The following is a 22820-nucleotide window of genomic DNA, read 5'->3' on the forward strand; positions in this document are numbered from 1 at the left end:
ACTTCGCAAGCCGAGTTGGAAAAGGAATTGAAAAAATGTGCAGGAATGGAGAACTATGAAAAAAACAACTTCAAGCACTATTCAATTCTAAAAGACAAAATACACACAGCAAAATCTCATGCTGAAAAAAGCAGGTTAAATGTAATTGAAAATAATGATGGGGTTGAAATTTTTAATTTAAATCCTTTTACTAATGTAGATGAATTAGTTATTTATTTAGAAAATCAAAAAAATAAGTAAAAAAAAAGAGCTTCCAACGAAGCTCTTTTTTTTGCGCATGAGAAGGGATTCGAACCCTTAACTTTGAGCCATCCATTCGACATTTTGTAATAAAAATTGTGCTCACGCGGTCAAAGTTTTAAACACGCCGTTTTTTATTTTTTCCATAAGCTTTGAGTTATTAAAAAAGTAACAAGTTATACAATCATACAAAATGCCTAAACCCAATTTTACGTACAAGGTAATGTCATAACCTGTTATCAATGTTATTATCAAACAGATTAAATGAATATCTTATATATTTTAATTCTCCACCAATTCCACAAATTTAAACTCTCCCTCCACAGCCACTTTCGTTAAACCGTGTTTAGATAAGTTTTTCATCGAAGCGTCCCATTTTTTACCGCTTAAATTGGCTGTAACTTTTAATTGCTGAAGATCCATTTTATTATCATTTCCTTTCAATAAATCAACGATAAATTTCTCTTCATCAGAAAGTTCAATTGTTTGTTTTTTCTCCGGACGCATTTGCGGGAACAATAAAACCTCCTGAATAGAAGCATTATTTGTCAAATACATAATCAAACGGTCCATTCCTATTCCCATTCCGGATGTTGGAGGCATTCCGTATTCTAAAGCTCTTAAGAAGTCTTCATCGATAATTCCGTTTGCTTCATCATCCCCTTTTGCAGCCAGACGCATTTGGTCTTCAAAACGCTCTCTTTGGTCAATTGGATCATTCAATTCAGAGTACGCATTTGCGATTTCTTTTCCGCAAACCATTAATTCAAAACGTTCCGTCAAGTCTGGATTATCGCGGTGCTCTTTACAAAGCGGAGACATTTCTTTTGGATAATCTGTAATGAAAGTTGGCTGAATATAATTTCCTTCACATTTCGCTCCAAAAATCTCATCAATTAATTTTCCTTTACCCATTGTTTCGTCAACCTCGATTCCCATTCCGCGAGCTGCTTCAAACAATTCTTGTTCTGTTTTACCAGAAATATCAAAACCAGTAAAGTGTTTAATAGAATCAGTCATGGTAACACGTGCATAAGGCGCTTTAAAGTTGATTTTGTGCTCACCAAAAGTAACTTCACTAGTTCCATTTACAGCAATCGCACAATGCTCCAATAAGCCTTCAGCAAATTCCATCATCCAGTTGTAGTCTTTGTAAGCTACATATATTTCCATTGCAGTAAATTCAGGATTATGCGTTCTGTCCATACCTTCGTTACGGAAGTTTCTGGAGAACTCATAAACACCTTCAAATCCACCAACAATCAATCTTTTCAAATACAATTCGTTTGCAATACGCATGTAAAGCGGAATATCAAGCGAATTATGGTGCGTAATAAATGGTCTTGCCGAAGCACCACCCGGAATAGATTGTAAAACCGGAGTATCAACTTCCAAATATCCAGCATCGTTAAAATAACTACGCATTGCAGTAAATAACTTGGTACGTTTAATAAACGTTTCTTTAACCTGTGGATTCACTGTTAAATCTACATAACGCATTCTGTAACGCAATTCAGCATCGTTAAACGCATCGTGTACATTTCCTTCTTCATCCACTTTTGGCAACGGAAGCGGGCGCAACGTTTTACTCAAAAAAGTAAAACCGCTCACACGAATACATTTTGCACCAACCTGAGTCGTAAACAATTCTCCTTCAATACCAATAAAATCCCCTAAATCGGTTAATTTTTTGAAAACCTGATTGTACAAAGTTTTATCGTCACCTTCACACAAAACATCACGGTTTACGTACAATTGAATACGTCCTTCGCTATCCTGTAACTCAGCAAAACAAGCTTTACCCTGATCACGAACACTCATCAAACGTCCTGCAACGATAACCTTCTTACCTTCTTCAAAAGTTTCCTTTATCTGCTTAGATGTATGATTTACAGGAAAAAGATTTGCCGGATAAGGATTGATTCCTAAGTTGCGTAAGTTTTGAAGTTTTTCTCTTCTGATGATTTCTTGTTCTGATAATGCCATTTTGTGCTCTTTTTTTAAGTCTGCAAAGATAAAATTTTTGTTTCAAGTTTCAACTCAAAGTGTTAAGGTTTTTTGCAGCAGAAGTTTGAGGTTTTTTCATGAACTTTTGTCCCGCTATCCATTACAATCTTTTATGCCGAACCCCGGCACAAAAGGATTTCCATTTCTATCGGGGCTAAATTAGAAATTTTGGTTTTCAAAAGACATTTTAGTTGGAGGTGTTACTAATAGTATTGAACTGGCTGTAAAAACTTAGCAACTTAAAATCCCACGACCTTAGTAGCTTAAAAAAGTTTGTATCTTTGATAAAAAATGTACTACGATGAAATTATACAAACTACTTAGTTTTTCTTTTTTACTGGCAACACTTACAAGCTGTACTTTTACTGAAAACATTACAATCAACGATAACGGAACCGGAAAATTCTCTGTAGATATGGACGGTTCCTCATTAATGGCTATGGCAGGAGACCAGATGACCCAGCAAATGGGAGCCGAAGCAAAAAAAGATATTGACTCTTCTTTTACCTTCAAACAAATATTCGAAGCGAAAAAAGACAGTATAGCAAAACTTTCGCCGGAAGTTCAGAAAGAGCTGAAAAAATTAGAAAATTTTGTGGTGAACACTAAAATGAGTTCTGAAAAGAAAGAGTTTTTAATGACACTTTCAAGCGATTTTAAAAATGTAAACGAAATGCAGGATATTCTGCAGACTTTAAGTGTTTTACAACAATTAGAAAAAGGCGGAAATGCATCATCGCCTTTTGGGAGTAATTTTGGCAATAACAACAGTAAATTAAGTTATAATTATGACGGAAAGAAGTTTAGCAGAAAAGCAGTTATCGATACCAAAAAACTGGCTGAAAAAGCAAAAGATTCTGCTCCTGATATGTCAAAAATGATCTTTGCATCGTCTAATTATATTTTAAAGTATCATTTTCCTAAAAAAATAAAGAAAGTTTCGAATCCGAATGCTTTGTTCAGCGAAGACAGAAAAACAATTACAATTCAATACCCTTTTACGGATTATATGGAGAATCCGGACAAACTTAACTTTGATGTTGAGTTTGAAAAATAATTAGGAGAATTTTTTTAAAACTGCAAATTCGCAAATTTTGTTTCTTGCTTTAAAAATATAATTTGTGAATTTGCGGTAAAATGTTATGTAGGTTGTGCCTTTAAGATCTTACATATTGAATCACAATATTTAATTGTATTTTTGCACTTCAAAATAATACAATGAACAAAATCATCCAGCTAAAAGACCTCGGAGCTAAAGATTACAAAACGACCTGGGAATACCAGGAAGAATTATTCAAAGGAATAGTCGATTTGAAAATCCAGAACAGAAGGGAAGAAACTGAAATTCCTACTCCAAATTACTTATTATTTGTAGAGCATCCGCATGTTTATACTTTAGGAAAAAGCGGTGATCTTGAAAACTTGTTATTAAACGAAAAACAGCTCGAAGCAAAAGGAGCGACTTTTTATAAAATCAATCGTGGCGGTGATATTACCTATCACGGTCCCGGGCAAATTGTAGGGTATCCGATTCTGGATCTGGAAAATTTCTTTACCGATATTCACAAATACCTGCGTTTACTTGAAGAATCAATTATCCTAACGTTGGCTGAATACGGATTAGAATCGGGCAGGAGCGAAGGAGAAACAGGTGTATGGCTAGGTGTTGGAACTCCGTTTGCCCGCAAAATCTGCGCAATGGGCGTTCGTGCATCCCGCTGGGTTACCATGCATGGATTTGCCTTAAACGTGAATGTTGATTTAGGGTATTTCGATAATATCATTCCATGTGGAATCCGTGGGAAAGGCGTTACTACTTTAAATGTCGAACTTGGTGTTGAAAAAGTGGATGAAGAAGAAGTAAAGTCTAAAATCATAAAACATTTAGCTCGGTTATTTGAAGCTGAATTTATGTAAACTATTCAAAAATGATTTCGGTTTTAAATTCTTTAGTGTTTTCGGAAAAAAAGTAGTGATGTTTCCGGTAGCTGACACTCCATGGCATGATGGAAATCCTCCTAAAATAGTAATAACACCTAAGAAAGCAGTTTCTGAAATGCTAAAAGGAATCAGAAGCAACCAAAATAAAATCAGGGTTTCGAAAGTGAAGCTACTGTATTTTATTTACAGATTAGCGCCCAAATTTGCTTTCAAAAAAAGAAATAGTGTTAGCCAATTTTTATGGATACAGGATTTAAAAGTTAATTTACTGATTTGTTGCAATTCTTCCCGGTATTTTTGGTAAATTTGAGATTATTCATTCTTATAATCTTCTATCAATCAAACTTGTCTGACTTATGAGAAAAATTTACTTTATCTGTTTACTTTTTATTTGTAATGGGATTTTGGCTCAAAAAAAGGATAAATTATATCCGGTTACGATGTATGAAAAGATATGGCAGGAGCGTAACAGCGATGCAAGATTAAAAATAATAAAAATAATCTGGCTCGAAGACAGTACTTTTGAAGATCCTTCAGCTTCAGTAAAAGGTATTACTGCATTTAATAATGTGATTAATGAATTTTATAAAAAATATCCGGATGCTGTATTGACCTCAGGGCCAAAAATTGTAAAAGACAATTATGTAAGCTGGGACTGGAAAATCCAGGATTCTAAAAATAAACTGATAATGGGAGGCCGTGAGTTTGCCCGATTAAACGGAAAAGGACAAATCAGTAAAATTATTAGTTTCTGGAACAAAGATGCAACCTTATCAGAGGATGATGTTTTAAAGAATCTGGAAGCTGATAATTTGAAAGTAGTTGAAAAATATTTTGAAAGCCTTTTTAAAACTAAAGATATCAATGCGATAGCTTCTTTAATCGAAGACGGAGCAGTTTACAATCAGGCAACAGGACTTCCATACGGCGGAACGTATAAAGGTTTTGAGGAATGGACTAAAATGTTTGCAAAATCAGCTGAATTCTTTGATTATCAGATAGAAAAAGAACCTGTTTATTTTAGTGATACTTCCAAAAATGAAGTAATTGTTTATTTTACCATCAACTGCAAGGCAAAAAAATCAGGTAAGGCACTTTCGATGCCAGTCTCCGAACATTTTGATTTGAAAAACGGAAAAATTATGGGGATCACGCCTTTTTATTTTGACACCAAACAATTTGCTGAATTCCTGAAGAGCAAAAAATAATGGATACTTAAATTTAAAAGATAATCAGTATTCCGTAGAATAAAAAAGGTGTCATTTTGATTAAAAAACTCAGTAAGTATTTTTTATAGCTCAAAAAAATCCAGTTCCAATTGCTCCGGCAAGAGCCTGAAGCTCATTCGGTGGTATTTTGTAGTTCCGTATTTTTTTATGGCTTCGCGATGTTCTTTGGTTGGATAACCTTTGTTTTGTTTCCAGTTGTACATCGGGAATTCTTTGTGAATTTCGTTCATAAATTCATCACGATATGTTTTTGCGAGAACGGAAGCTGCAGCGATGCTTAAAAACTTTGAATCACCTTTTATAATGCTTTGATTTGGAATTGATTTTAGTAACTCAATTTCAGTAGCAGAAAACTGTCTTCCAAAAGTATTTTTCAGGCCTAGTTTTGCATTCAGTGAACGATTGCCGTCAACAATGATAAACTCGGGTGTTTGTTTTAATTTCAAAATGCATTCCTGCATTCCTTTCATTGAAGCATTCAGGATATTAATTTCGTCAATTTCATCCGGATGTAAATGCGTTACGGCGAAACAAACTGCTTTTTCTTCGATAATCGGTTTTAAGGACTCCCTTATTTTTTCAGATAACTGCTTACTGTCATTTAAAAATGAGTGCTCAAAATCGGCTGGTAAAATCACAGCGGCAGCAGTAACCGGACCAGCCAGGCAACCGCGTCCGGCTTCATCGGTGCCAGTTTCGAAGACATATCCTGAAAAATTTTTCTGAAGCATTCTGATGCGTTTTAAAACACAAAGATTGTAAAATTTTCTGTAAAAATATACGTTCTCATTGTGTTTACTGAAGCGATGGTATAAATTCATGTGTTTTTTTATTTATACATATTTATAATTTACCTTTGCTTTAGCAATCATATCCAAAAATCATTATACATACGCTATAAAATGAGAATACTTTTTTTTCTATATCTGTTAGTTCTGCCTTCTTTATTGTTTTCCCAGGAAGTAACTCCTAAAAAGAATTTAGATATGAATTCGCAATATTCAAGTATTACGGATACTGTAAAAAAGAAAAAAGCGCTTGTAGCTAAAATTGACCAATATCAAATTGTCACGATAGAACATGATACGACTATTGTAGATACTTCTTTAACCATAAAGAGTGCCTATAGACAAAATTACCTTAGAAGAGATAATTTTGGACTTTTGCCTTTTTCTAATATTGGGCAAACCTACAATGTATTGCAATACAGCCTGACTGATTTTTCTCCTTATCCTGATATGGGTTTTCAGGGAAAGCATTTTAATTTTATGAGTGCCAGTGATATTCGTTACTACCATGTAGCAACACCACTGACAGAATTGTTCTTTAATACCTCAATCGGTAAGGGACAAAATGTAGATTCTTTCATTACGCTGAATACTTCAAAAAATCTCAATTTTTTTGCTGCTTACAGAGGTTTGCGATCAGAAGGGAAATATATTAACCAGTTAACCAGTATTGGAAATTTCAGGATTGGGGCAAGTTATAATACAACGGATAAACGTTATGTTTTATATACCCATTATACCTATCAGGATGTTTTAAATGAAGAAAATGGCGGAATTACAACGGCTGAAGATTTTGAAAGCGGGGATCCAACTTTTACAAATCGTCAGCGACTGGAGGTTTATCTTACTGATGCCGAATCTTTCTTAAAAGGAAAAAGGCTGTTTTTTGATCATGCATTCAGGATAAATCCTAAACAAGCGAGCAATAATTTATATGTTACGCACCAGTTTAATTTTGAAAATAAATTTTTTGAATACAAACAACCTACAGTTTTATCAACAGTAGAAAATACTTTTGTAGAGCGATTTGGGGAATCTTATGTGACAAGTAACATTAAAGATCAAACCCGTTTTGAAAAACTGTATAATAAAGCAGGATTGACTTATGAAAATGTGCTGCTTGGAAAATTTAATTTTTTCATTGACGATTACCGTTCAAATTATAAATATTACCGTATTATTCTTAATAATGACGGGAATGGAGTTGCTGTTAATGACAATTTATACAGGCAGGTTAATAATATTGGAGGGCAGTATGAATATCAGAAAAACAAATGGAACGGAAGGTTTTTATTGACAAGATCCATTACAAAAGAAACCATTTCAGATTTAGATGCTAAGCTGAGGTATAATTTAAACGAAAAAATTCAGTTTGATTTTCGTTACCAAAACATAAGCAAACTTCCAAATAACAATTATGAACTTTACCAAAGCAGTTATGTACAGTATAATTGGGGGAAAGATTTTAAAAATGAAAAAATCAATTCGTTTAGCGGAAAAATTTATACACCATGGCTAAATGGCGAGGTTCAGTATTCTGTATTGAACGATCATTTGTATTTTGAAGATGTTTCAACTACGGAACAAAAAGCAAACAGAACTCAAATCGTAAATCCGGCGCAATATGGGAACATAATCAACTATATATCGGTAAAAGCAAACCGGGAATTTAAATTTGGAGATTTTGGTTTCGATAACACCTTTTTATATCAGAAGGTAACACAATCAGAACTGATTTTAAATGTCCCGGATTTTGTAACCAGAAATACTTTTTATTATTCGGCCTATTTCTTTGATAAGGCACTTTTTCTTCAAACCGGAATTATTTTTAATTACTTTACAAAATACTATGCAAATGATTACAATCCTGTAGTGGCGGAAATGTTTGTTCAGAATACTAAAAAGATAGGAGGTTATCCAACTTTTGATTTTTTCCTGAATGCAAAAATTCGCCAGACCAGAATTTATTTAAAAGCAGAGCATTTTAATTCGACTTTTGGCGAAAGCAATTATTATTCAGCTCCAAATAACCCATATCGCGATTTTACTATCCGCTTTGGTTTGGTTTGGAATTTCTTTCAATAAAAAACGGAATTTGTTTTTTTATATTAAAGCAAAATTAAACAGATACAGATATGGACTTTTCAAATAATATTTTAGGAACCATTGGCAATACACCATTAGTCAAACTTAATAAAGTTGTTGACGGGATTGATGCTTTGGTATTGGCAAAAGTCGAAACTTTTAATCCGGGAAATTCTGTGAAAGACAGAATGGCCGTGAAAATGGTTGAGGATGCTGAAGCAGATGGACGTTTGAAACCGGGCGGAACGATAATTGAAGGAACTTCAGGGAATACCGGGATGGGACTGGCGCTTGTGGCAATCATAAAAGGGTATAAGCTGATTTGTGTGATATCAGACAAACAATCTAAAGAAAAAATGGATATTTTGCGCGCTGTGGGTGCCAAAGTAGTTGTTTGTCCTACCAACGTAGAACCAACGGATCCAAGATCTTATTATTCGGTTTCAAAGCGACTGGCAGAAGAAACACCCAATTCATGGTATGTAAACCAATACGATAATTTATCAAATTCCCTTGCGCATTATGAACAGACAGGACCTGAAATCTGGAAACAGACAGATGGAAAAATTACCCATTTTGTAGTAGGGGTAGGAACCGGTGGAACTATTTCAGGAGTGGGGAAATATTTAAAAGAAAAAAATCCAAACATCAAAATTTGGGGCATCGATACCTACGGTTCTGTATTTAAGAAATACCATGAAACAGGCATTTTTGATGAAAATGAAATCTATTCTTATATCACTGAAGGGATTGGAGAAGATATATTGCCTAAGAATGTTGACTTTTCACTAATTGATGGTTTTACAAAAGTAACAGATAAGGATGCAGCGGTTTATACCAGAAAACTTGCATTAGAAGAAGCGATATTTGTTGGAAATTCAGCAGGAGCCTGTATAAAAGGATTACTGCAGTTAAAAGAACATTTCAAACCTGATGATGTTGTAGTGGTATTATTTCACGACTCGGGAAGCCGTTATGTAGGTAAAATGTTTAATGATGACTGGATGCGGGAACGTGGTTTTCTGGATGAAAATGTAACAAAAGCAGAAGATGTGATCAAAGATCATATTGACAAAGAATTGATTGTTGTTCGTACAGAAGAATTGGTTTCGCACGCTATTGAGCGTATGCGTAAATATAAAATTTCACAAATTCCTGTAGTTGATATTAACGGATTCGTGGGTTCGGTTGATGAAACAGACCTGTTCAGAAGTTATGTTGCCGACAAAAATGTTGCCGAAAAACCGATTAAAGAAGTAATGGGGAAACCTTTTCCGATTGTGAAATTAGGTACTTCAATTGAAGAAGTTTCAAAGCTGTTTACAAAGGAAAATGATGCTGTTTTGGTAGATTTAGGAAATGGAAATCATCATATTATTACGAAATACGATATTATAGGGGCTATAAAATAAAACAGTCTTTCCGGAAATTATAAAGGCATACATTCAAAACATGTATGCCTTTTTTTAATTATTGCTTTTTTCTTCATAATAATCAGAAACGGTATGGTTCGAATTATCTTTTTTTGAAGTTCTGTTTGGACGATCGTTTATAAATTCTTCAACTGTTTGTATGTTTTTATTTTTCTCTGATTGCTTTTGTAAATAAAGATTTTCTATTGTGTCTTTTTCAGGACAATTATCATTATCCGGATCATAATTTTTTTCGACCATGACTTTTAATTTTAATTATTTTTGGCTGAATTCTTAAAAGCTTCTTTAGCCATTTAAGTTGAAACTATTCTGTTAATAATGTAAAATTAAATGGATCAGTAGGCTCTTTTTTTATAAGATTGAAATCTGTATTTATATAATTATGAGACTAATATTAAAATGGTTGTAAAAGTTTTTATCCTTGGGACTAAAATAATTCCAGTTGGTTATTTGGATTAACAGGTTTTTTTTTAGGAGGTTTAGCATCGCCGAAAACAGTTTTTCCGCCATATTTATATGATTCATTCCGCTCTTTTTGAAGCAGTGCATCAAAGTTAGAGTTGGGTGTAAAACTTTCCTCAGCCTTTCTGGAAATTTCTGATAATTTCTGTATGGCATTTATTTTATCGCTGTTTCCAATTTTAGCACGGTTTATTGCTTTTTGTAAAGTGTCAATTGTTTCGTCATAAATTTTGACAGGAACAGGAAAAGGATGACCATCTTTTCCACCGTGTGCAAATGAAAATCGGGCAGGGTCTTGAAATCTGGTCGGGGTTCCGTAAATTACTTCGCTTACTAATGCTAATGACTGAAGAGCTCTTGGCCCCATACCTTTTAAAAGTAAAAGTTCCTCAAAATCTTCCGGATGATTCTCATGGGTTGCCCATAACATTGCTCCGAGTCTTTTCATATTGACATTTTCCATTCTGACATCATGATGTGCGGGCATTTTAAGATGTTGCATTTCTTTCATGATTTTTGTCGGGGATTCTTTCGAAAGTTCTAAAATTCCTTCTCTTGATTTTTCAGCATTTTGTGCCGTAAGATTTAAAATCGATCCCTGATTTTCGCCATATATAAAAGTGTGCGGCTCATTGATAAAAGACTTCAGGTCTTGCGAATGCCAGTGATATCTTCTTGCAGTTTTAGAGTCAGGATTCATCCCTTGCTGAATAACAGCCCATTGTCCTTTATTGTCAACAATAAAATTATGCTGGTACAATTGAAATCCGTCCTGAATGGCCGTATTGTCAACTTTTGCGGTTAGTTTGCTGCAATTTGCCAGGTTATTGCCATCAAGCCCTGTTTTTTCACCTACAAATAAAAGTTCTTTGGGGGTGAGCATAGAATGTTTGCCTTTACCACCGCAGATATAAATGCCCAGTTCTTTTGAATGTGGATTTACAGATTTTTTTAAGGCGCCAAGTACAGAAGTTGTAATGCCGGATGAATGCCAGTCCATTCCCATAACAGCTCCAAAACTCTGGAACCAGAAAGGATTACTCAGCTTACTGATCACTTCTGATGTAGAAAATTCCATTGCAATAGTTTCAACTATTGCGAAGCCAAGTTTCGACATACGTTCGGCAAGCCATACGGGTACATGTCCATAATGCAATGGAAGATCTGCTGTTCCGGAACGTTTCATGAAAAGGGATTTTGTATGCTGTAAAAATACGAAAAAATGTTTTTAATGTACTAAAACAGCAATTGGGCTAATTTATATGAATTATTCTTTTTTTGTAAAACCTTTTCTTGTCATCTCACCCCAGCCCTTAGTTCCCCTAATTTTTTCTTTATAACCCACTAAGGCAGCATATACTGTAAGCGGATGGAAGTACAAAGGTTCTATGAAAGCGGCCAGCAGAAGCTTGAAAAAATCGGCTTGTTTTGGATATTTATGATAAGTGAACTCTTCACTAAACAGCGCTATAACTGAAAAGAACACAGCAAAGGTATAAACAAAAAGAACTAACAATAGGAAGAAATGCCAGTTAATAAAACCAAAGAATATAAATAATAAGGTTATAATTAGTCCTATAAACTCTATGGCAGGAGCCAGAAATTCGAAAAATGTCCAATACGGTATACTAACGATGCCCAGAAGTTTATATTTAGGGTTCAGGAACATTTTTTTGTGAATTGTAAGTGTCTCAATTGTTCCTCTCATCCATCGGCTGCGTTGTTTTTTGAAGATTTTGAAATCTTCTGGCGCTTCTGTCCAGCAAAGCGGGTCAGGTATGTAGCTAACAGAATAGGGTAGTTTATTTTCAACCATATATCTTCTCATTCTGACTACAAGTTCCATGTCTTCACCTACCGTTTTGGTGTCATAGCCTCCTGATAGTAATGCTATTTCTTTGTCAAACGCGCCAAACGCCCCACTGATAAGCAATAGTCCGTCAAGTCTGCCCCAGGCCATTCTCCCTAAAAGGAAAGCCCTAAGGTATTCTAAAACCTGTATTCTTGGTAAAATAGCATCTGGTATGTGTACTTCAACAAGGCGTCCATTCCGGATAACACACTGGTTCGCTATTCTTACAACGCCGCCGGTAGCAATAATACGTTTGCCATGAGATTCTAAAAAAGGTTTTGCTAATTTTAATAAAGAGTCTTTGTCCAGGATACAGTCAACATCGATGCAGACAACATAAGGATTTTGTGCAATATTAAGGCCTACGTTTAGAGCATCAGCCTTACCTCCATTTTCTTTATCGACAACAATCAGTTTTTTAAATGCAGAATTTCTGGAAGTATATATTCCTCTGACTTTTTTGGTTTCGATTTTTAAATCTACTTCAAATTCTGTCAGGACAAGGTCATAGGTACTAACCAGGATTTCCATAGAATTGTCCTTACTGCCGTCATTGACCACAATTACCTCATAATTATTGTAATTTAAAGAAAGTAATGATTTTACATTTTCTTCGATAGTAAACCCTTCATTATAGGCAGGGGCAATTAAGGAAAGTTTTGGTGCAAACTCACTGGTAAGCAATACTTCGTAATCTACAAAACTGTTCTTTTTAAGATAGCTCCTTAGCGCTTTTGTAGAAAGATAAGCTAATATGAGATAAGATGACATGATTAGGATGGCATATCCAAGTATCAGGAGTATATAAGCATCCAAAAACCATATAGTTTCACTAGTAAAAAAACTCATTCGTTTGCAAGATTTACGGTTAGCGCTTGTAATACACTTTGTGCTTCATATTGTATGAATGTGTTGGGAGCTTTTTCAGTCAATTGTTCTACATGATGTAGTTTTTGCGTAAGCTTAAGTTCTTTGATGAGTTTTAGCCCCAGCGCCACAACCGTTGAGTTTTTCGATTCAAGCAGATATTCTACACCCTGTACATCGCCAATATCGTGTTTTTTGAAAGCATTTATAATATTCAGCTGCGTCCAGTCATCAACAGGATAGGGGTGTTCAGTGAGATGTATGATTCCTTTTATTCCTTCTAACTTAATGGCAGCATTGATGGCTGTGATTTTTAAGGTTTTGTTTTTGGATTTGGAAATAGAAATGATAGTATCAAAGGCTTCTGTAATATTCATTTCGGCCAATTCTGTAATCCCTTTGCATTTTACTTCCCATTTATGGCTTTTAAGTTTTTTGAAAGAAGTATTTATTAATTCTGAATCTTTATAAAACTGCTCCAGTTTTAAGGCATAAACGCCATCATAATTTTTGTGAAGATTGATAACAGATTCGGCGAGTACTGTTCTGAAGTAAGTATTCTTCAAAAAAGGCGCATAATTTAAATCTTCTTTCACCAAAGAAAAAGGAGTATCCATAAAAACTACTGAATACATTAACTCTACAATGACTTGCTCGTAATCATTTCTGAGTTTTTCCTGTTTTATTTTTCTGTTTCGGCTTTCTGTAATTAATAAATAGAGGATAGCTGATAGGCCAACAAACAAGCAGATTGAACCCATTAGAAAAGGTTCTACCCAATGACTGTTTTTATAAAGCTCCCAGATATTCATCATGTTGACTTTCTTACAAACGGATATTCAGTAATTTCTTAATTCGTATTAAGAGTACAGCTGGGCTAATAGGTTTGCCCATAAATTCATTTGCGCCTATGTCAAAAGAGTCTAGTTCTGTTTGTTCAACGCCTGATGAAGTAAATATAATTATTGGAATGTCTGAATGGATATTTTGTCTGACATATTGTGTAATTTCCATTCCGCTTTTGCCTGGCATATTAATATCTGTCAGGATGAGATCATAAGTATTCTTTTCAATAGCATCTAGTGCCTCCTGACCATCAGAGAACTGGTCAACCGCAAATCCTTTAGAGGTTAAAAAAAAAGATAATGATTTGCGTAAGATTTCGTTATCTTCAGCTAAAACTATTTTCATTGGTTTGAATATTTATCTTTGAGCAGTTAATTTAATAAAAAAATAGGGCAATACGTAAAGCTATAGCATATTTTCCTTTTATCATAGCTCCTTTAAAATTTTAACTACCTCAATAATTCCACAATGTAAAATATTTATCTTATCTAAACTTTCAGAGGTAAATTTTCCCATAATTGCTTCCTGTTCAATAATGGATAAGAAATTAGACAGATCTTTTAGCATGAAAATATCCAGACTGGACCTCATATTATGAGTCAGTTTCTTTACATTCTCCATATCGTTAGTATTAAAAGCCTCTTCCAGCTGAGCCAGCTCATTAGGGATCTTTTGTATAAACAAATCTATCATATCCTGCTTAAAATTAGGATTGCCACAAGACATTTCATCTAAAAAAGACAAATCGATCTTTCTCTTAGGCGGATGTTTGGCATCTTTAGTCAGGACTGTTTTTATAGTCTCTAAAAGCATTGCCTGTTTAAAAGGCTTAGGGACATAAGCATCCATTCCTACATCATAACAACGTTCCTGTTCCCCTACAAGAGAATGCGCAGTCATAGCTATAATAGGAATACTCAGTTTCATTTCTTTCCTGATATATTCTGTTGTTTGGTATCCGTCTTTGATAGGCATCTGGAGATCCATTAATACTAAATCATAGTTGTTTTTTGACAACAAATTGATTCCTTCTTCGCCATTTTCGGCAATATCTAATTCAAATCCAAAATTTTCAATGACACTTTTTGCAAGTTTCTGATTCAGGACATTGTCTTCGCACAAAAGGATTTTCAGTTTGCCCAGATGTTCTTCCATTAATTTTTCAATTGGAGTTTCAACGTAATCAGCTTTTTTGTAAGTAAGGACAAAAGAGAATTCTGAACCACGGCCTTCTTTGCTTTTTACATGGATTTCAGAGTTTTGCAGTTCTACTAATTGTTTCACAATACTAAGGCCAAGTCCGGTCCCGCCAAATCTTCTGGTGGTGCTTTCTTCAGCCTGGGTAAAACGTTCAAATATAGTCTTGAGTTTTTCCTCTTGTATTCCTATTCCGGTATCTTTAACCGAAAACCGAAGCGAATAATCAGCATCAGTCTCGTTAACCTTTTTTACGGATACTGTCACTTCTCCTTCTTCAGTAAACTTAAGGGCGTTTCCGGTAAGATTAACCAATATTTGGTTTAATCGTCCCTGATCGCCTATTACCATTTCTGGCAATTCGGTATCTACGAATAAATTGAATTCTACAGCCGAAGATGCTTTGATTTTTAATAAATTATAGACATGTTTAAGTGTCTTTTTTAAATTGAATGGCTGAACCTCAATAGTCAGATTGCCTGATTCGATTTTAGAAAGATCAAGAATATCGTTAATAATCAGAAGCAGGTTCTCACCTGCAATTTGCACACTATCAATATAATCTCTTTGGGTAGTATCTAATTTTGTCTGCGCCAAAAGGTCTGTAAAACCAATTATAGCGTTTAAAGGTGTCCTGATTTCATGGCTCATATTAGCCAAAAAACTATCTTTTGCTAATACAGCACGTTCAGCAATTTTTTTCTGGGCATCCAGCTCAATGTTTTTCGTAGATAATTCTAACTGATTTATTACATGTTTTGCAATAATGGACAGCGCATTTCGCTGGTCTTCATTAAGTTCTTTAGAAACATGGTCTACAGCACATAAGGTTCCTATGTTATAACCGTCAGGTGTTGTAAGCGGAATACCAGCATAAAACCTTACTTTAAAACCTCCTGTAACGTTAGGGTCTTCTTTAAATCTTTCGTTTAAAAGTGTGTCAGGGATTTCAACCATTTTTGATTCCATAATGGTATACTGGCAAAAGCTAATTTCGCGAGGGACCTCTGTTACACCGATCCCAATTTCCGATTTAAACCACTGTCTGCTCTCGTCTATAAAGGAGATATGGGCGATAGGTACACCACAAATATAGGAAACAAGTTTTGTGGCATCATCAAAAGCATGATCAGGTAATGAATCAAGAATGTTATATCTTTTTAATGCTGCTAAGCGTTCTTTTTCGTTGTGAGGTATGGGAAGTTCTATATTTTTCATTTATCAAAGGTAAATGTATAAATATAATAATTTGATATAGACTTTCAATAAATTAGAAAATGAAATAATTAAGATATTACATTTCTTCTTCTGAGTTTGAAGGCTCAGGTATTTGTTTTTAAAACCAAAAGGTGTTTCATTGGTCTTTATGAAAAAAAGCCTGCTAAAATAAGCGGGATCCTCATATCCATGATCATTATGCTGCTGCGCCAATGCACCATCAAGATGTTGAAGTTTCTATAATCGTATTGACTTTATAAAGATTTGTTTAAGGTAGGTACGGATCATTTCCTCCTGCGAAGAATCCTTTAAAGTAAATTCGTTTGGCACAACTGTCATGGGTATATTATGAATATTATTAAAAAGTAACCCGTCGCATGCCACTTCTTCATCATGGATTTGAATACAATAGAAGTCCATGTTATAAAATATAAAATAGCCTGATTCTGCACTAGGTTCCATGATAGTTAAAACCTGATTAGGACTTAGAGTTAATTTATACGTTTAAGGTATTAAATATGACTTAAGCATTACTTTTTTAAAGCGGAAGAAATAATCTAATCCAGCAGCACCTGAGTCTGGCATATTGGGATCCTGATGATGTGGATTGAAAAACTCACAATCTTAAATTCGCATTTGTTCTCGTAAAAATAAATGTTCCGCTTCTCAAAATAAGGCGTATGGGTTTTCAGGACCTGGGGTTTAAACAGTCTTATAAGTTTTCAATTTTCTTTTTGGCCGATAAACAAATTTCTTTATAATTCATTTAGCATATAAATATTTGTGTCTTTTTCCCCATTCTTCCATTTGCTGGATTATCGGTTTTAGTTCATATCCAATTTCGGTTAGCTCATATTCAACTTTAGGAGGGACCTCAGCATATACCTTTCTGTTTATGATATGATCTTGTTCCAGTTTCCGCAGTTGTAGGGTTAGCATACGTTCGGTTATATTGGGGATAGACTTTTTTATTTCGCCAAAACGCATTTTGCCTTGCAATAGCCAGGAACAAATTACAAGTGACCATTGGCCGCCAATTATATTGGCAGCATATACCTCAGCACACTCATCTTCTAAGATTTTTTTATTTTCAAAATTTGTGCTTGTAACCTTAACTTTCGACATAACTTACATTTTTGATAGTACCTTACAATGGGTTGTATATACAGCCAGTATCACTTTTATGTTATAGCTTCGCAGGACTATTTCTGTTTAAATAATCTAAAATTCAAAGTTAAATCAAAAAACGGAATGATAAAAAAAGCGTCACAAATAGTAGTATTGATGACAGTACTAAATAGTTATTCTCAAAATGAAAATCTAAAATTAAAAAAGAAAATGGACATGAAAAACACAGCTATATTAGTTAAGGCAAACGAACATGTAAAAAGAGGAGAATACGAAGCATACTTATCCTATCTTACTGAAGATACCAAATGGGTCTTTGTGGGGGAGAGAACCCTTTTAGGAAAAGAAGCGGTAAGACAATATATAAAAGAATTCTATCTGGCACCACCCATATTTGATATGGAAAGGGCAATAGAGGAGGGCGACTTTGTAACCGCAACAGGTAATATTGCCTTAAAAAATAAAAATGAAGAATACGTTCACTATACCTATTGTGACATCTGGCGATTTAAAGATGGGAAAATGGCGGAGTTAAAAGCATTCGTAATTGAGAAAAAATCCGGAATTCAGTAATTATATTTTAATAGCGTTCGAAAATACTCGTTTGAAGCATATGGGTAGTTTAATTTGAAATTCTGCTATCGCGATATTTTTCATGCAATCTGTCTATTTGAGTCTGTTAAAGCCCATTCTCAAAAAGTGGTAACACAACGTAGTGATCCATTTCCTAAGGAATGAGGCTTTTGTATTTCCTTATTTATTAGGTTTAAAAAAATTACAGTAAAGAACAATTGTAAAAGTAAATTCCGGCTAAAAAAGCGCATGAATATTTTTCAGGGTTAAACAGTCCCGTTTTTCACAACTTTTGTCCTGTTTTTCACAATACTTTAAAAAAATCACCTGTCTAAATTTGTTTTGAGTTTAGAAACAAATAAGGTATGGAGTCAAAAGGAAGTCTTAAAAGTGTTGTGATAGAAATAATCTGTTATCTGTATATCCTGTTATTCGTCTACGCGGCAGTCAGCAAGCTATTAGATTTTGAAAACTTTCAGGTACAGTTGGGGCAGTCACCTTTATTGAGTGCATTTGCAGTATGGGTGGCATGGCTTGTACCTCTTATCGAATTAGTAATTGCAGCAGCGTTGATTATCCCAAAGTTTAGGAACGTTGGTCTTTTTGGGACATTGGCACTAATGACCATGTTCAGCTTTTATATATACATCATACTTCACTATAGTTCATTTATTCCGTGCTCATGCGGGGGAATATTAGAAAAAATGACATGGAATATACATCTTGTTTTTAATATAGTATTTGTCCTTTTGTCTGTTATGGCCATCATTTTGAACAGGCAGAAAGCCAAAACATCCAATCGATGTTACAATACAGCAAAACAGATTGCCGGCACGACACTGATTAGCATTTCAGTTGTGGTTATATTGTTTCTTTCATCAGAAAATATAATGCACCGTAAGAACCCTTTTATCCGGCGTTATCCACAGCATCCTATTACACTCGATAAGACGATAGATTTAAAATTCAATTCATTTTATTTCGCTGGTAATGAAAATAACAGAATATTTCTGGGCAATTACACAAATCCATTACAGGTGGTGTCATGGGATTCAGGTTTAAAAAATAAGAGAATCAGTAAAATAACTTTTAATCCAAAAAAGATTCCCTTTAAAATGGTGAAAATTGCGGTAAGAGGGCAATATTTCTACTTGAATGACGGACATGTCCCAGCTGTATTTATAGGGAATATAAAAGATTGGAAAATAAATAGCGAACTTAAAGGAAGTCCCAGATTTTCACTTGTAGAGCCAATTGATAGTACCACAATAATATTTAGATCGAATCATGGAAAAAATGCAGCGCATGTTTTGGGAAGATTTTCTACACAGCAATCACCTAAAATCAAATACAATAGTAACCTTTTACAAAAACAGGTTGATGGCATTTTTGATACAGATGGTATAATGCTGTATGATGAAAAATTAGGTAAAATTATATATCTCTATTATTACCGAAATCAATATATAGTAGTTAATAACAGATTGTTGCTTGATTATAGAGGTAATACAATTGATACAATTACAAAAGCAAAAATTAAAGTAGCGTACCTTACAGATAAAAATCAACGTACAATGTCTGCTCCTCCTTTAGTAGTCAATGCTCATGCAGCCACTTATGGAAATCTGCTTTTTGTACATTCAAAAGTAAAAGGTCGTTTTGAAAATGATAAGTTATGGGAGCAGGCATCTATTATTGATGTTTACGATATAAATAAAAAAAGTTATCTCTTAAGTTTTGCTTTATATGAAAGACCAGATAAAAAGTTGCAGTCATTCATTGTTACAGCAACACATTTATACGCTATAGTCGGAAATGATTTAATGTCATATAAATTAACCGCAAGGATAAAAAATGAAATGAAAACAGTTCAGGGAAAATTTCCGGACAGTTAAAAATATACCGGCCAGTATCAGGAATGAACATCGAATACCTGTATAAAAAAGTAGGTCAATGTTTAATTTAATATTTACTATTATGAAAACTGTATTTTTAAAAAATGTAACACCTTTTGCAGTAGTAGCATTAGGTATTTTTGGTGCTCTTGCAACCATGTCTATGCAAACTTCAGCAGCGGCTGACGAAATTGGATACACTCTTAATCCTGAGGGAGGGTTTAACAATGTTGAGATAGAATGTAGTACTGTACCAGCTCAGGTCTGCCGTGCAAATGGGGCTAGTGGCCCACAGGCTTTTGCTAAAGATGATCAGGGTGAGTGTACAGAATTAGTGTATCGTCCTTGATTTTATGAAATCTCAAAAGTGTAAATGCAGTTCCTTAAATGGAACTGCATTTTTTTATATAATTACCGTATTGCTTCTTCAATCCATGGGGCAGGTGATTCATCTTTTAGATAATAATCAAACCATTGCTGTACACGTACTGAAAAATCCTTCTGGTTCGAAGGTTTTAAGAGGCTGTGTCCTTCGTCAGTATAAAATAAGGTAACATTTATTTTACCCAGACGGCGTAATGCCATGTAATATTCAACACTTTGGTGCCAGTCCACATGCTGGTCTTTTTTACCTGTCCATAAAAGCAGAGGTGTAGTAATTTTATCAGCATTAAAAACAGGAGAATTAAGCTGATAAGCAATAGGATTTTCAAAAGGACTTTTGCCTATTCTCCATTGTTCTTTGTTCATCCGCCACAAATCAGCTTTTCCGCTATCCCATCCTACGGTAAGATAAAAACTGTTCAGGTCAGTTACTGCAGCTCCGGCAATCGCTGTGGCAAACAGCTTGGTTTGCGTAATGATAAACGCAGTCTCATAACCTCCGAACGAATGTCCTGTTAGCCCGATTTTATTCGGATTTACTAATCCTTTTTCAATAATTTGTTTAGTACCGGACACAACACAGTCCGACGCCGAAATGCCGGGATTTCCTTCTTCATGAATAATATCAGGCAAAAAAACAAAATATCCCTGTGTGGTAAGGTTCGTAGTATTAAAACCATCTTCCAGATAAACACTTGGGTTTCGGTACAAATGAAGTTCATTAGACTGATTTTCATAGATGTGTACTACCATAGGATATTTTTTAGCTGTATTGTATCGTGCAGGGTATAACAATACACCTTTTATATTTTGCTTTTTCGAATTTTTATAGTGCATAAGTTCTGCCTTGCCCCAATCATAATGATAATGTTGCAGGTTGCTTTCAAAAATTGGTTTTGCCTGTGAAGCAGCCGTTTTATACAGTAGTGTCGGAGGTACATCAAACTTTTGTTGGGTATAGAAAAAAGTATGTTTCTCTTTATTATAAAGCAGTTGCTCAGCATAAAAATCTCCATAAACAATAGTTTTAGGTTCAGGTTTTTTTCTCCATTTAAAATAGCCGGTCTTGCCATCTGCTCCCTCACCTCGAAGAATAATTCCGTTTTCTAAATCAACTATATCGTTTCTGAATCCTTCATACAAAAGATTAATTTTCTTCTTAAAAGGAATATCAGCTATTCGATATTGTATCGCTGATTCCCTTCCATGTGTTAATCGTCTAAACGAATTTCCATTAGGCTTGATAGCCCACAAATCATATTGGTCATAAATTAAAATTTCCGCATCATCAGGAGTCCATCCCGGATTACCGTAGGGCGATGATGTAACCAGTTTATAAACTTTTCCAGAAAAAGTCCCGTTAGTATTGCCAGTAACATTAATATGTGATTTAGTCTGAATATTATAAACCCACCAATTGTCATCTTTAAAATAAGATATGTATTTTCCGCTGGGAGACGGAATAGTGTATCGTGAAGAACCGGAATGGTTTTTTAATAATAATTCCTTTTCATTGGTCTTTAAATTTACAAGATAAAAATCCCTGTTCCCATCATATTCAAATTGGGGCTCATAAGCTTTCGGATTTGACAAAATAGCATAGTGTTGGTCGCCTGTTAGCATAAGTTTTGGTAGATCATTGGTAGTAACAGCATAAAAGGTATCCCTTAGCACAGACCAGACAAAAACTTTTGACTGTTCCTCAAACTTTCCTTGTTTCTGCTCATGAGGATAAATCCATTTGTCATTGGTATTCCAGATTTCTACAGGTGATATTTTCTTAACATCTTCAGGCTTGGTTCTCTTTTTAAGCGAAACAAACACCCTTTGCAGGTCGTCTGATATAGTCACTTTATAGGAGGGACCTAAAATAATGGAACGGTCTTCCGGAAATTCCGGCTGTGTAGAAACATTAAGGAAATGGAGATTTTTGTTTTTTAAAACATAGTAATACAGGGTATTATGGTAATCAACTTTTGTTTGTCCAAGAAAGGCAAAAGACTTTCCTTTCTTATGCCAGACAAAACCATCAAAATTAGAATCATTTTCTCTCAAAATCCAATCAATAACAGTACTGCTTTTAAGATTAATAATGCCAACTGAATATTTATTGTTAGAGAAAACAGAGAACGCTACAGTATTTCCGTCAGGACTTAACGAAAAATTCTTGACTTCTTTGATTTCTTCTGTTTTGCCTCCCGATGGATGCCTGAGTATTAAAGATTGCGTCTTATGTGCTGATGCTACTAAAAGCAATAACCTATTAGCTTCTTTAGAATACGCATATTGAGAAACATCAGCAATCCGCTCCTTACTTCCAGTGTTGAGGTTAGTAATTTCTAATTGATTTCCTGTAAGTGTAATAAACTCATTATGTATCGTAAAATCCGACTGATCGCAGGCAGGATAATGATAAGTGGCAGTAGTAAAAGTGTTTCGTACAAACAACGTATCAGTATTATTTGTATAATCCATCGTGTAACTGATCCATTTTGAATCACTGGATATTTTATCAGAACGAAGTTCTCCCCACAAATGATAATCATCAACAGTCAGTTGTTTTTTTTGCACCACCTGTCCCCATGAGGGACAGGTCACTAATGGCAAAATAAAAAATAAAACTGCGATTTGGGGTAAAAATTTGAAATCCATAAGTATGAGGATTAAATATAATT

The 22820-nt window shown here is 34.5% G+C and carries 19 protein-coding genes; 9 read left to right on the plus strand and 10 right to left on the minus strand.

Annotation, left to right across the window (positions count from 1 at the left end):
* The first annotated feature begins 45 nt into the window (after positions 1 to 45).
* On the plus strand, positions 46 to 240 hold the full coding sequence (locus OZP09_RS17630) for a hypothetical protein (protein ID WP_269234984.1): 195 nt from the start codon (positions 46 to 48) through the stop codon (positions 238 to 240).
* Between the two features lie 282 nt (positions 241 to 522).
* Here the strand turns inward: OZP09_RS17630 and lysS are convergent, their stop codons facing one another.
* Positions 523 to 2226, minus strand: a complete 1704-nt coding sequence (lysS, locus tag OZP09_RS17635; RefSeq protein WP_269234985.1) for a lysine--tRNA ligase — start codon at positions 2224 to 2226, stop codon at positions 523 to 525.
* Between the two features lie 322 nt (positions 2227 to 2548).
* On the opposite strand from lysS, the gene OZP09_RS17640 reads away from it, so the two are divergent.
* The 3 genes from OZP09_RS17640 to OZP09_RS17650 all read left to right on the plus strand — a co-directional run bounded on the left by OZP09_RS17640 (position 2549) and on the right by OZP09_RS17650 (position 5396).
* Entirely contained in the window at positions 2549 to 3304 is a 756-nt protein-coding gene (locus OZP09_RS17640; RefSeq protein ID WP_269234986.1) for a hypothetical protein, read from the plus strand.
* A 161-nt stretch (positions 3305 to 3465) separates the two neighbouring features.
* The gene (lipB, locus tag OZP09_RS17645) at positions 3466 to 4164 is read left to right on the plus strand and encodes a lipoyl(octanoyl) transferase LipB (RefSeq protein ID WP_281309744.1); all 699 of its coding nucleotides are present in this window, start codon (positions 3466 to 3468) and stop codon (positions 4162 to 4164) included.
* A 380-nt stretch (positions 4165 to 4544) separates the two neighbouring features.
* Complete coding sequence (locus OZP09_RS17650) at positions 4545 to 5396, plus strand: nuclear transport factor 2 family protein (protein ID WP_269234987.1); 852 nt, start codon at positions 4545 to 4547, stop codon at positions 5394 to 5396.
* Between the two features lie 83 nt (positions 5397 to 5479).
* Here the strand turns inward: OZP09_RS17650 and rnhB are convergent, their stop codons facing one another.
* Positions 5480 to 6148 carry a ribonuclease HII gene (rnhB, locus tag OZP09_RS17655; protein ID WP_278008929.1) on the minus strand — a complete coding sequence of 223 codons (669 nt, stop codon included), beginning with the start codon at positions 6146 to 6148 and terminating at the stop codon, positions 5480 to 5482.
* Positions 6149 to 6319: 171 nt separating this feature from the next.
* Between rnhB and OZP09_RS17660 the strand changes: the two genes are divergently transcribed.
* Positions 6320 to 8290: a putative porin gene (locus tag OZP09_RS17660; protein ID WP_281309745.1), complete on the plus strand. Its 1971-nt coding sequence runs from the start codon at positions 6320 to 6322 to the stop codon at positions 8288 to 8290.
* Between the two features lie 50 nt (positions 8291 to 8340).
* A complete protein-coding gene (locus OZP09_RS17665; RefSeq protein WP_281309746.1) occupies positions 8341 to 9702 on the plus strand; it encodes a pyridoxal-phosphate dependent enzyme in 1362 nt (453 codons plus the stop codon).
* 54 nt (positions 9703 to 9756) lie between these two features.
* Here OZP09_RS17665 and OZP09_RS17670 read toward each other — a convergent pair whose 3' ends face one another.
* The 7 genes from OZP09_RS17670 to OZP09_RS17700 all read right to left on the minus strand — a co-directional run bounded on the left by OZP09_RS17670 (position 9757) and on the right by OZP09_RS17700 (position 17290).
* On the minus strand, positions 9757 to 9963 hold the full coding sequence (locus OZP09_RS17670) for a hypothetical protein (protein ID WP_269234990.1): 207 nt from the start codon (positions 9961 to 9963) through the stop codon (positions 9757 to 9759).
* 187 nt (positions 9964 to 10150) lie between these two features.
* Positions 10151 to 11371 carry a DUF763 domain-containing protein gene (locus OZP09_RS17675; protein WP_281309747.1) on the minus strand — a complete coding sequence of 407 codons (1221 nt, stop codon included), beginning with the start codon at positions 11369 to 11371 and terminating at the stop codon, positions 10151 to 10153.
* An 81-nt stretch (positions 11372 to 11452) separates the two neighbouring features.
* Positions 11453 to 12886, minus strand: coding sequence for a glycosyltransferase family 2 protein (locus OZP09_RS17680; protein ID WP_269234992.1), 1434 nt, complete (start codon positions 12884 to 12886; stop codon positions 11453 to 11455).
* Positions 12883 to 13719, minus strand: coding sequence for a hypothetical protein (locus OZP09_RS17685; RefSeq protein WP_269234993.1), 837 nt, complete (start codon positions 13717 to 13719; stop codon positions 12883 to 12885). The genes OZP09_RS17680 and OZP09_RS17685 overlap by 4 nt, the downstream gene beginning before the upstream one ends.
* A gap of 10 nt (positions 13720 to 13729) precedes the next feature.
* Complete coding sequence (locus OZP09_RS17690) at positions 13730 to 14095, minus strand: response regulator transcription factor (RefSeq protein ID WP_281309748.1); 366 nt, start codon at positions 14093 to 14095, stop codon at positions 13730 to 13732.
* Positions 14096 to 14176: 81 nt separating this feature from the next.
* Positions 14177 to 16165: a GAF domain-containing hybrid sensor histidine kinase/response regulator gene (locus OZP09_RS17695; RefSeq protein ID WP_269234994.1), complete on the minus strand. Its 1989-nt coding sequence runs from the start codon at positions 16163 to 16165 to the stop codon at positions 14177 to 14179.
* Positions 16166 to 16927: 762 nt separating this feature from the next.
* On the minus strand, positions 16928 to 17290 hold the full coding sequence (locus tag OZP09_RS17700) for a winged helix-turn-helix transcriptional regulator (RefSeq protein ID WP_269234995.1): 363 nt from the start codon (positions 17288 to 17290) through the stop codon (positions 16928 to 16930).
* Positions 17291 to 17416: 126 nt separating this feature from the next.
* Here OZP09_RS17700 and OZP09_RS17705 point away from each other — a divergent pair, with 126 nt between their 5' ends.
* The 3 genes from OZP09_RS17705 (at position 17417) to OZP09_RS17715 (ending at position 20110) form a co-directional block, all read left to right on the plus strand.
* Positions 17417 to 17866 (plus strand): nuclear transport factor 2 family protein, encoded by a 450-nt coding sequence (locus OZP09_RS17705; RefSeq protein ID WP_269234996.1) that lies wholly within the window; start codon positions 17417 to 17419, stop codon positions 17864 to 17866.
* A gap of 365 nt (positions 17867 to 18231) precedes the next feature.
* On the plus strand, positions 18232 to 19761 hold the full coding sequence (locus tag OZP09_RS17710) for a MauE/DoxX family redox-associated membrane protein (protein WP_269234997.1): 1530 nt from the start codon (positions 18232 to 18234) through the stop codon (positions 19759 to 19761).
* A gap of 58 nt (positions 19762 to 19819) precedes the next feature.
* Positions 19820 to 20110 (plus strand): hypothetical protein, encoded by a 291-nt coding sequence (locus tag OZP09_RS17715; RefSeq protein WP_269234998.1) that lies wholly within the window; start codon positions 19820 to 19822, stop codon positions 20108 to 20110.
* A gap of 62 nt (positions 20111 to 20172) precedes the next feature.
* Here OZP09_RS17715 and OZP09_RS17720 read toward each other — a convergent pair whose 3' ends face one another.
* Positions 20173 to 22797 carry a S9 family peptidase gene (locus tag OZP09_RS17720; protein WP_281309749.1) on the minus strand — a complete coding sequence of 875 codons (2625 nt, stop codon included), beginning with the start codon at positions 22795 to 22797 and terminating at the stop codon, positions 20173 to 20175.
* Positions 22798 to 22820: the final 23 nt, after the last annotated feature.

Origin of the sequence: Flavobacterium flavigenum, assembly GCF_027111255.2 — a bacterium.
GTDB classification, from domain to species: Bacteria; Bacteroidota; Bacteroidia; order Flavobacteriales; family Flavobacteriaceae; genus Flavobacterium; species Flavobacterium flavigenum.

Excerpts from the sequence above, each read along its gene's own strand:
- OZP09_RS17650 (WP_269234987.1), top strand. The coding sequence starts at position 4,545 with ATGAGAAAAATTTACTTTATCTGTTTACTTTTTATTTGTAATGGGATT.
- OZP09_RS17695 (WP_269234994.1), bottom strand. The coding sequence starts at position 16,165 with ATGAAAAATATAGAACTTCCCATACCTCACAACGAAAAAGAACGCTTA.
- OZP09_RS17690 (WP_281309748.1), bottom strand. The coding sequence starts at position 14,095 with ATGAAAATAGTTTTAGCTGAAGATAACGAAATCTTACGCAAATCATTA.
- OZP09_RS17640 (WP_269234986.1), top strand. The coding sequence starts at position 2,549 with ATGAAATTATACAAACTACTTAGTTTTTCTTTTTTACTGGCAACACTT.
- OZP09_RS17710 (WP_269234997.1), top strand. The coding sequence starts at position 18,232 with ATGGAGTCAAAAGGAAGTCTTAAAAGTGTTGTGATAGAAATAATCTGT.
- OZP09_RS17715 (WP_269234998.1), top strand. The coding sequence starts at position 19,820 with ATGTTTAATTTAATATTTACTATTATGAAAACTGTATTTTTAAAAAAT.
- OZP09_RS17670 (WP_269234990.1), bottom strand. The coding sequence starts at position 9,963 with ATGGTCGAAAAAAATTATGATCCGGATAATGATAATTGTCCTGAAAAA.
- OZP09_RS17680 (WP_269234992.1), bottom strand. The coding sequence starts at position 12,886 with ATGAGTTTTTTTACTAGTGAAACTATATGGTTTTTGGATGCTTATATA.
- OZP09_RS17705 (WP_269234996.1), top strand. The coding sequence starts at position 17,417 with ATGATAAAAAAAGCGTCACAAATAGTAGTATTGATGACAGTACTAAAT.
- OZP09_RS17700 (WP_269234995.1), bottom strand. The coding sequence starts at position 17,290 with ATGTCGAAAGTTAAGGTTACAAGCACAAATTTTGAAAATAAAAAAATC.
- OZP09_RS17630 (WP_269234984.1), top strand. The coding sequence starts at position 46 with ATGGAGAACTATGAAAAAAACAACTTCAAGCACTATTCAATTCTAAAA.
- lipB (WP_281309744.1), top strand. The coding sequence starts at position 3,466 with ATGAACAAAATCATCCAGCTAAAAGACCTCGGAGCTAAAGATTACAAA.
- rnhB (WP_278008929.1), bottom strand. The coding sequence starts at position 6,148 with ATGCTTCAGAAAAATTTTTCAGGATATGTCTTCGAAACTGGCACCGAT.
- OZP09_RS17685 (WP_269234993.1), bottom strand. The coding sequence starts at position 13,719 with ATGATGAATATCTGGGAGCTTTATAAAAACAGTCATTGGGTAGAACCT.
- OZP09_RS17720 (WP_281309749.1), bottom strand. The coding sequence starts at position 22,797 with ATGGATTTCAAATTTTTACCCCAAATCGCAGTTTTATTTTTTATTTTG.
- lysS (WP_269234985.1), bottom strand. The coding sequence starts at position 2,226 with ATGGCATTATCAGAACAAGAAATCATCAGAAGAGAAAAACTTCAAAAC.
- OZP09_RS17660 (WP_281309745.1), top strand. The coding sequence starts at position 6,320 with ATGAGAATACTTTTTTTTCTATATCTGTTAGTTCTGCCTTCTTTATTG.
- OZP09_RS17675 (WP_281309747.1), bottom strand. The coding sequence starts at position 11,371 with ATGAAACGTTCCGGAACAGCAGATCTTCCATTGCATTATGGACATGTA.
- OZP09_RS17665 (WP_281309746.1), top strand. The coding sequence starts at position 8,341 with ATGGACTTTTCAAATAATATTTTAGGAACCATTGGCAATACACCATTA.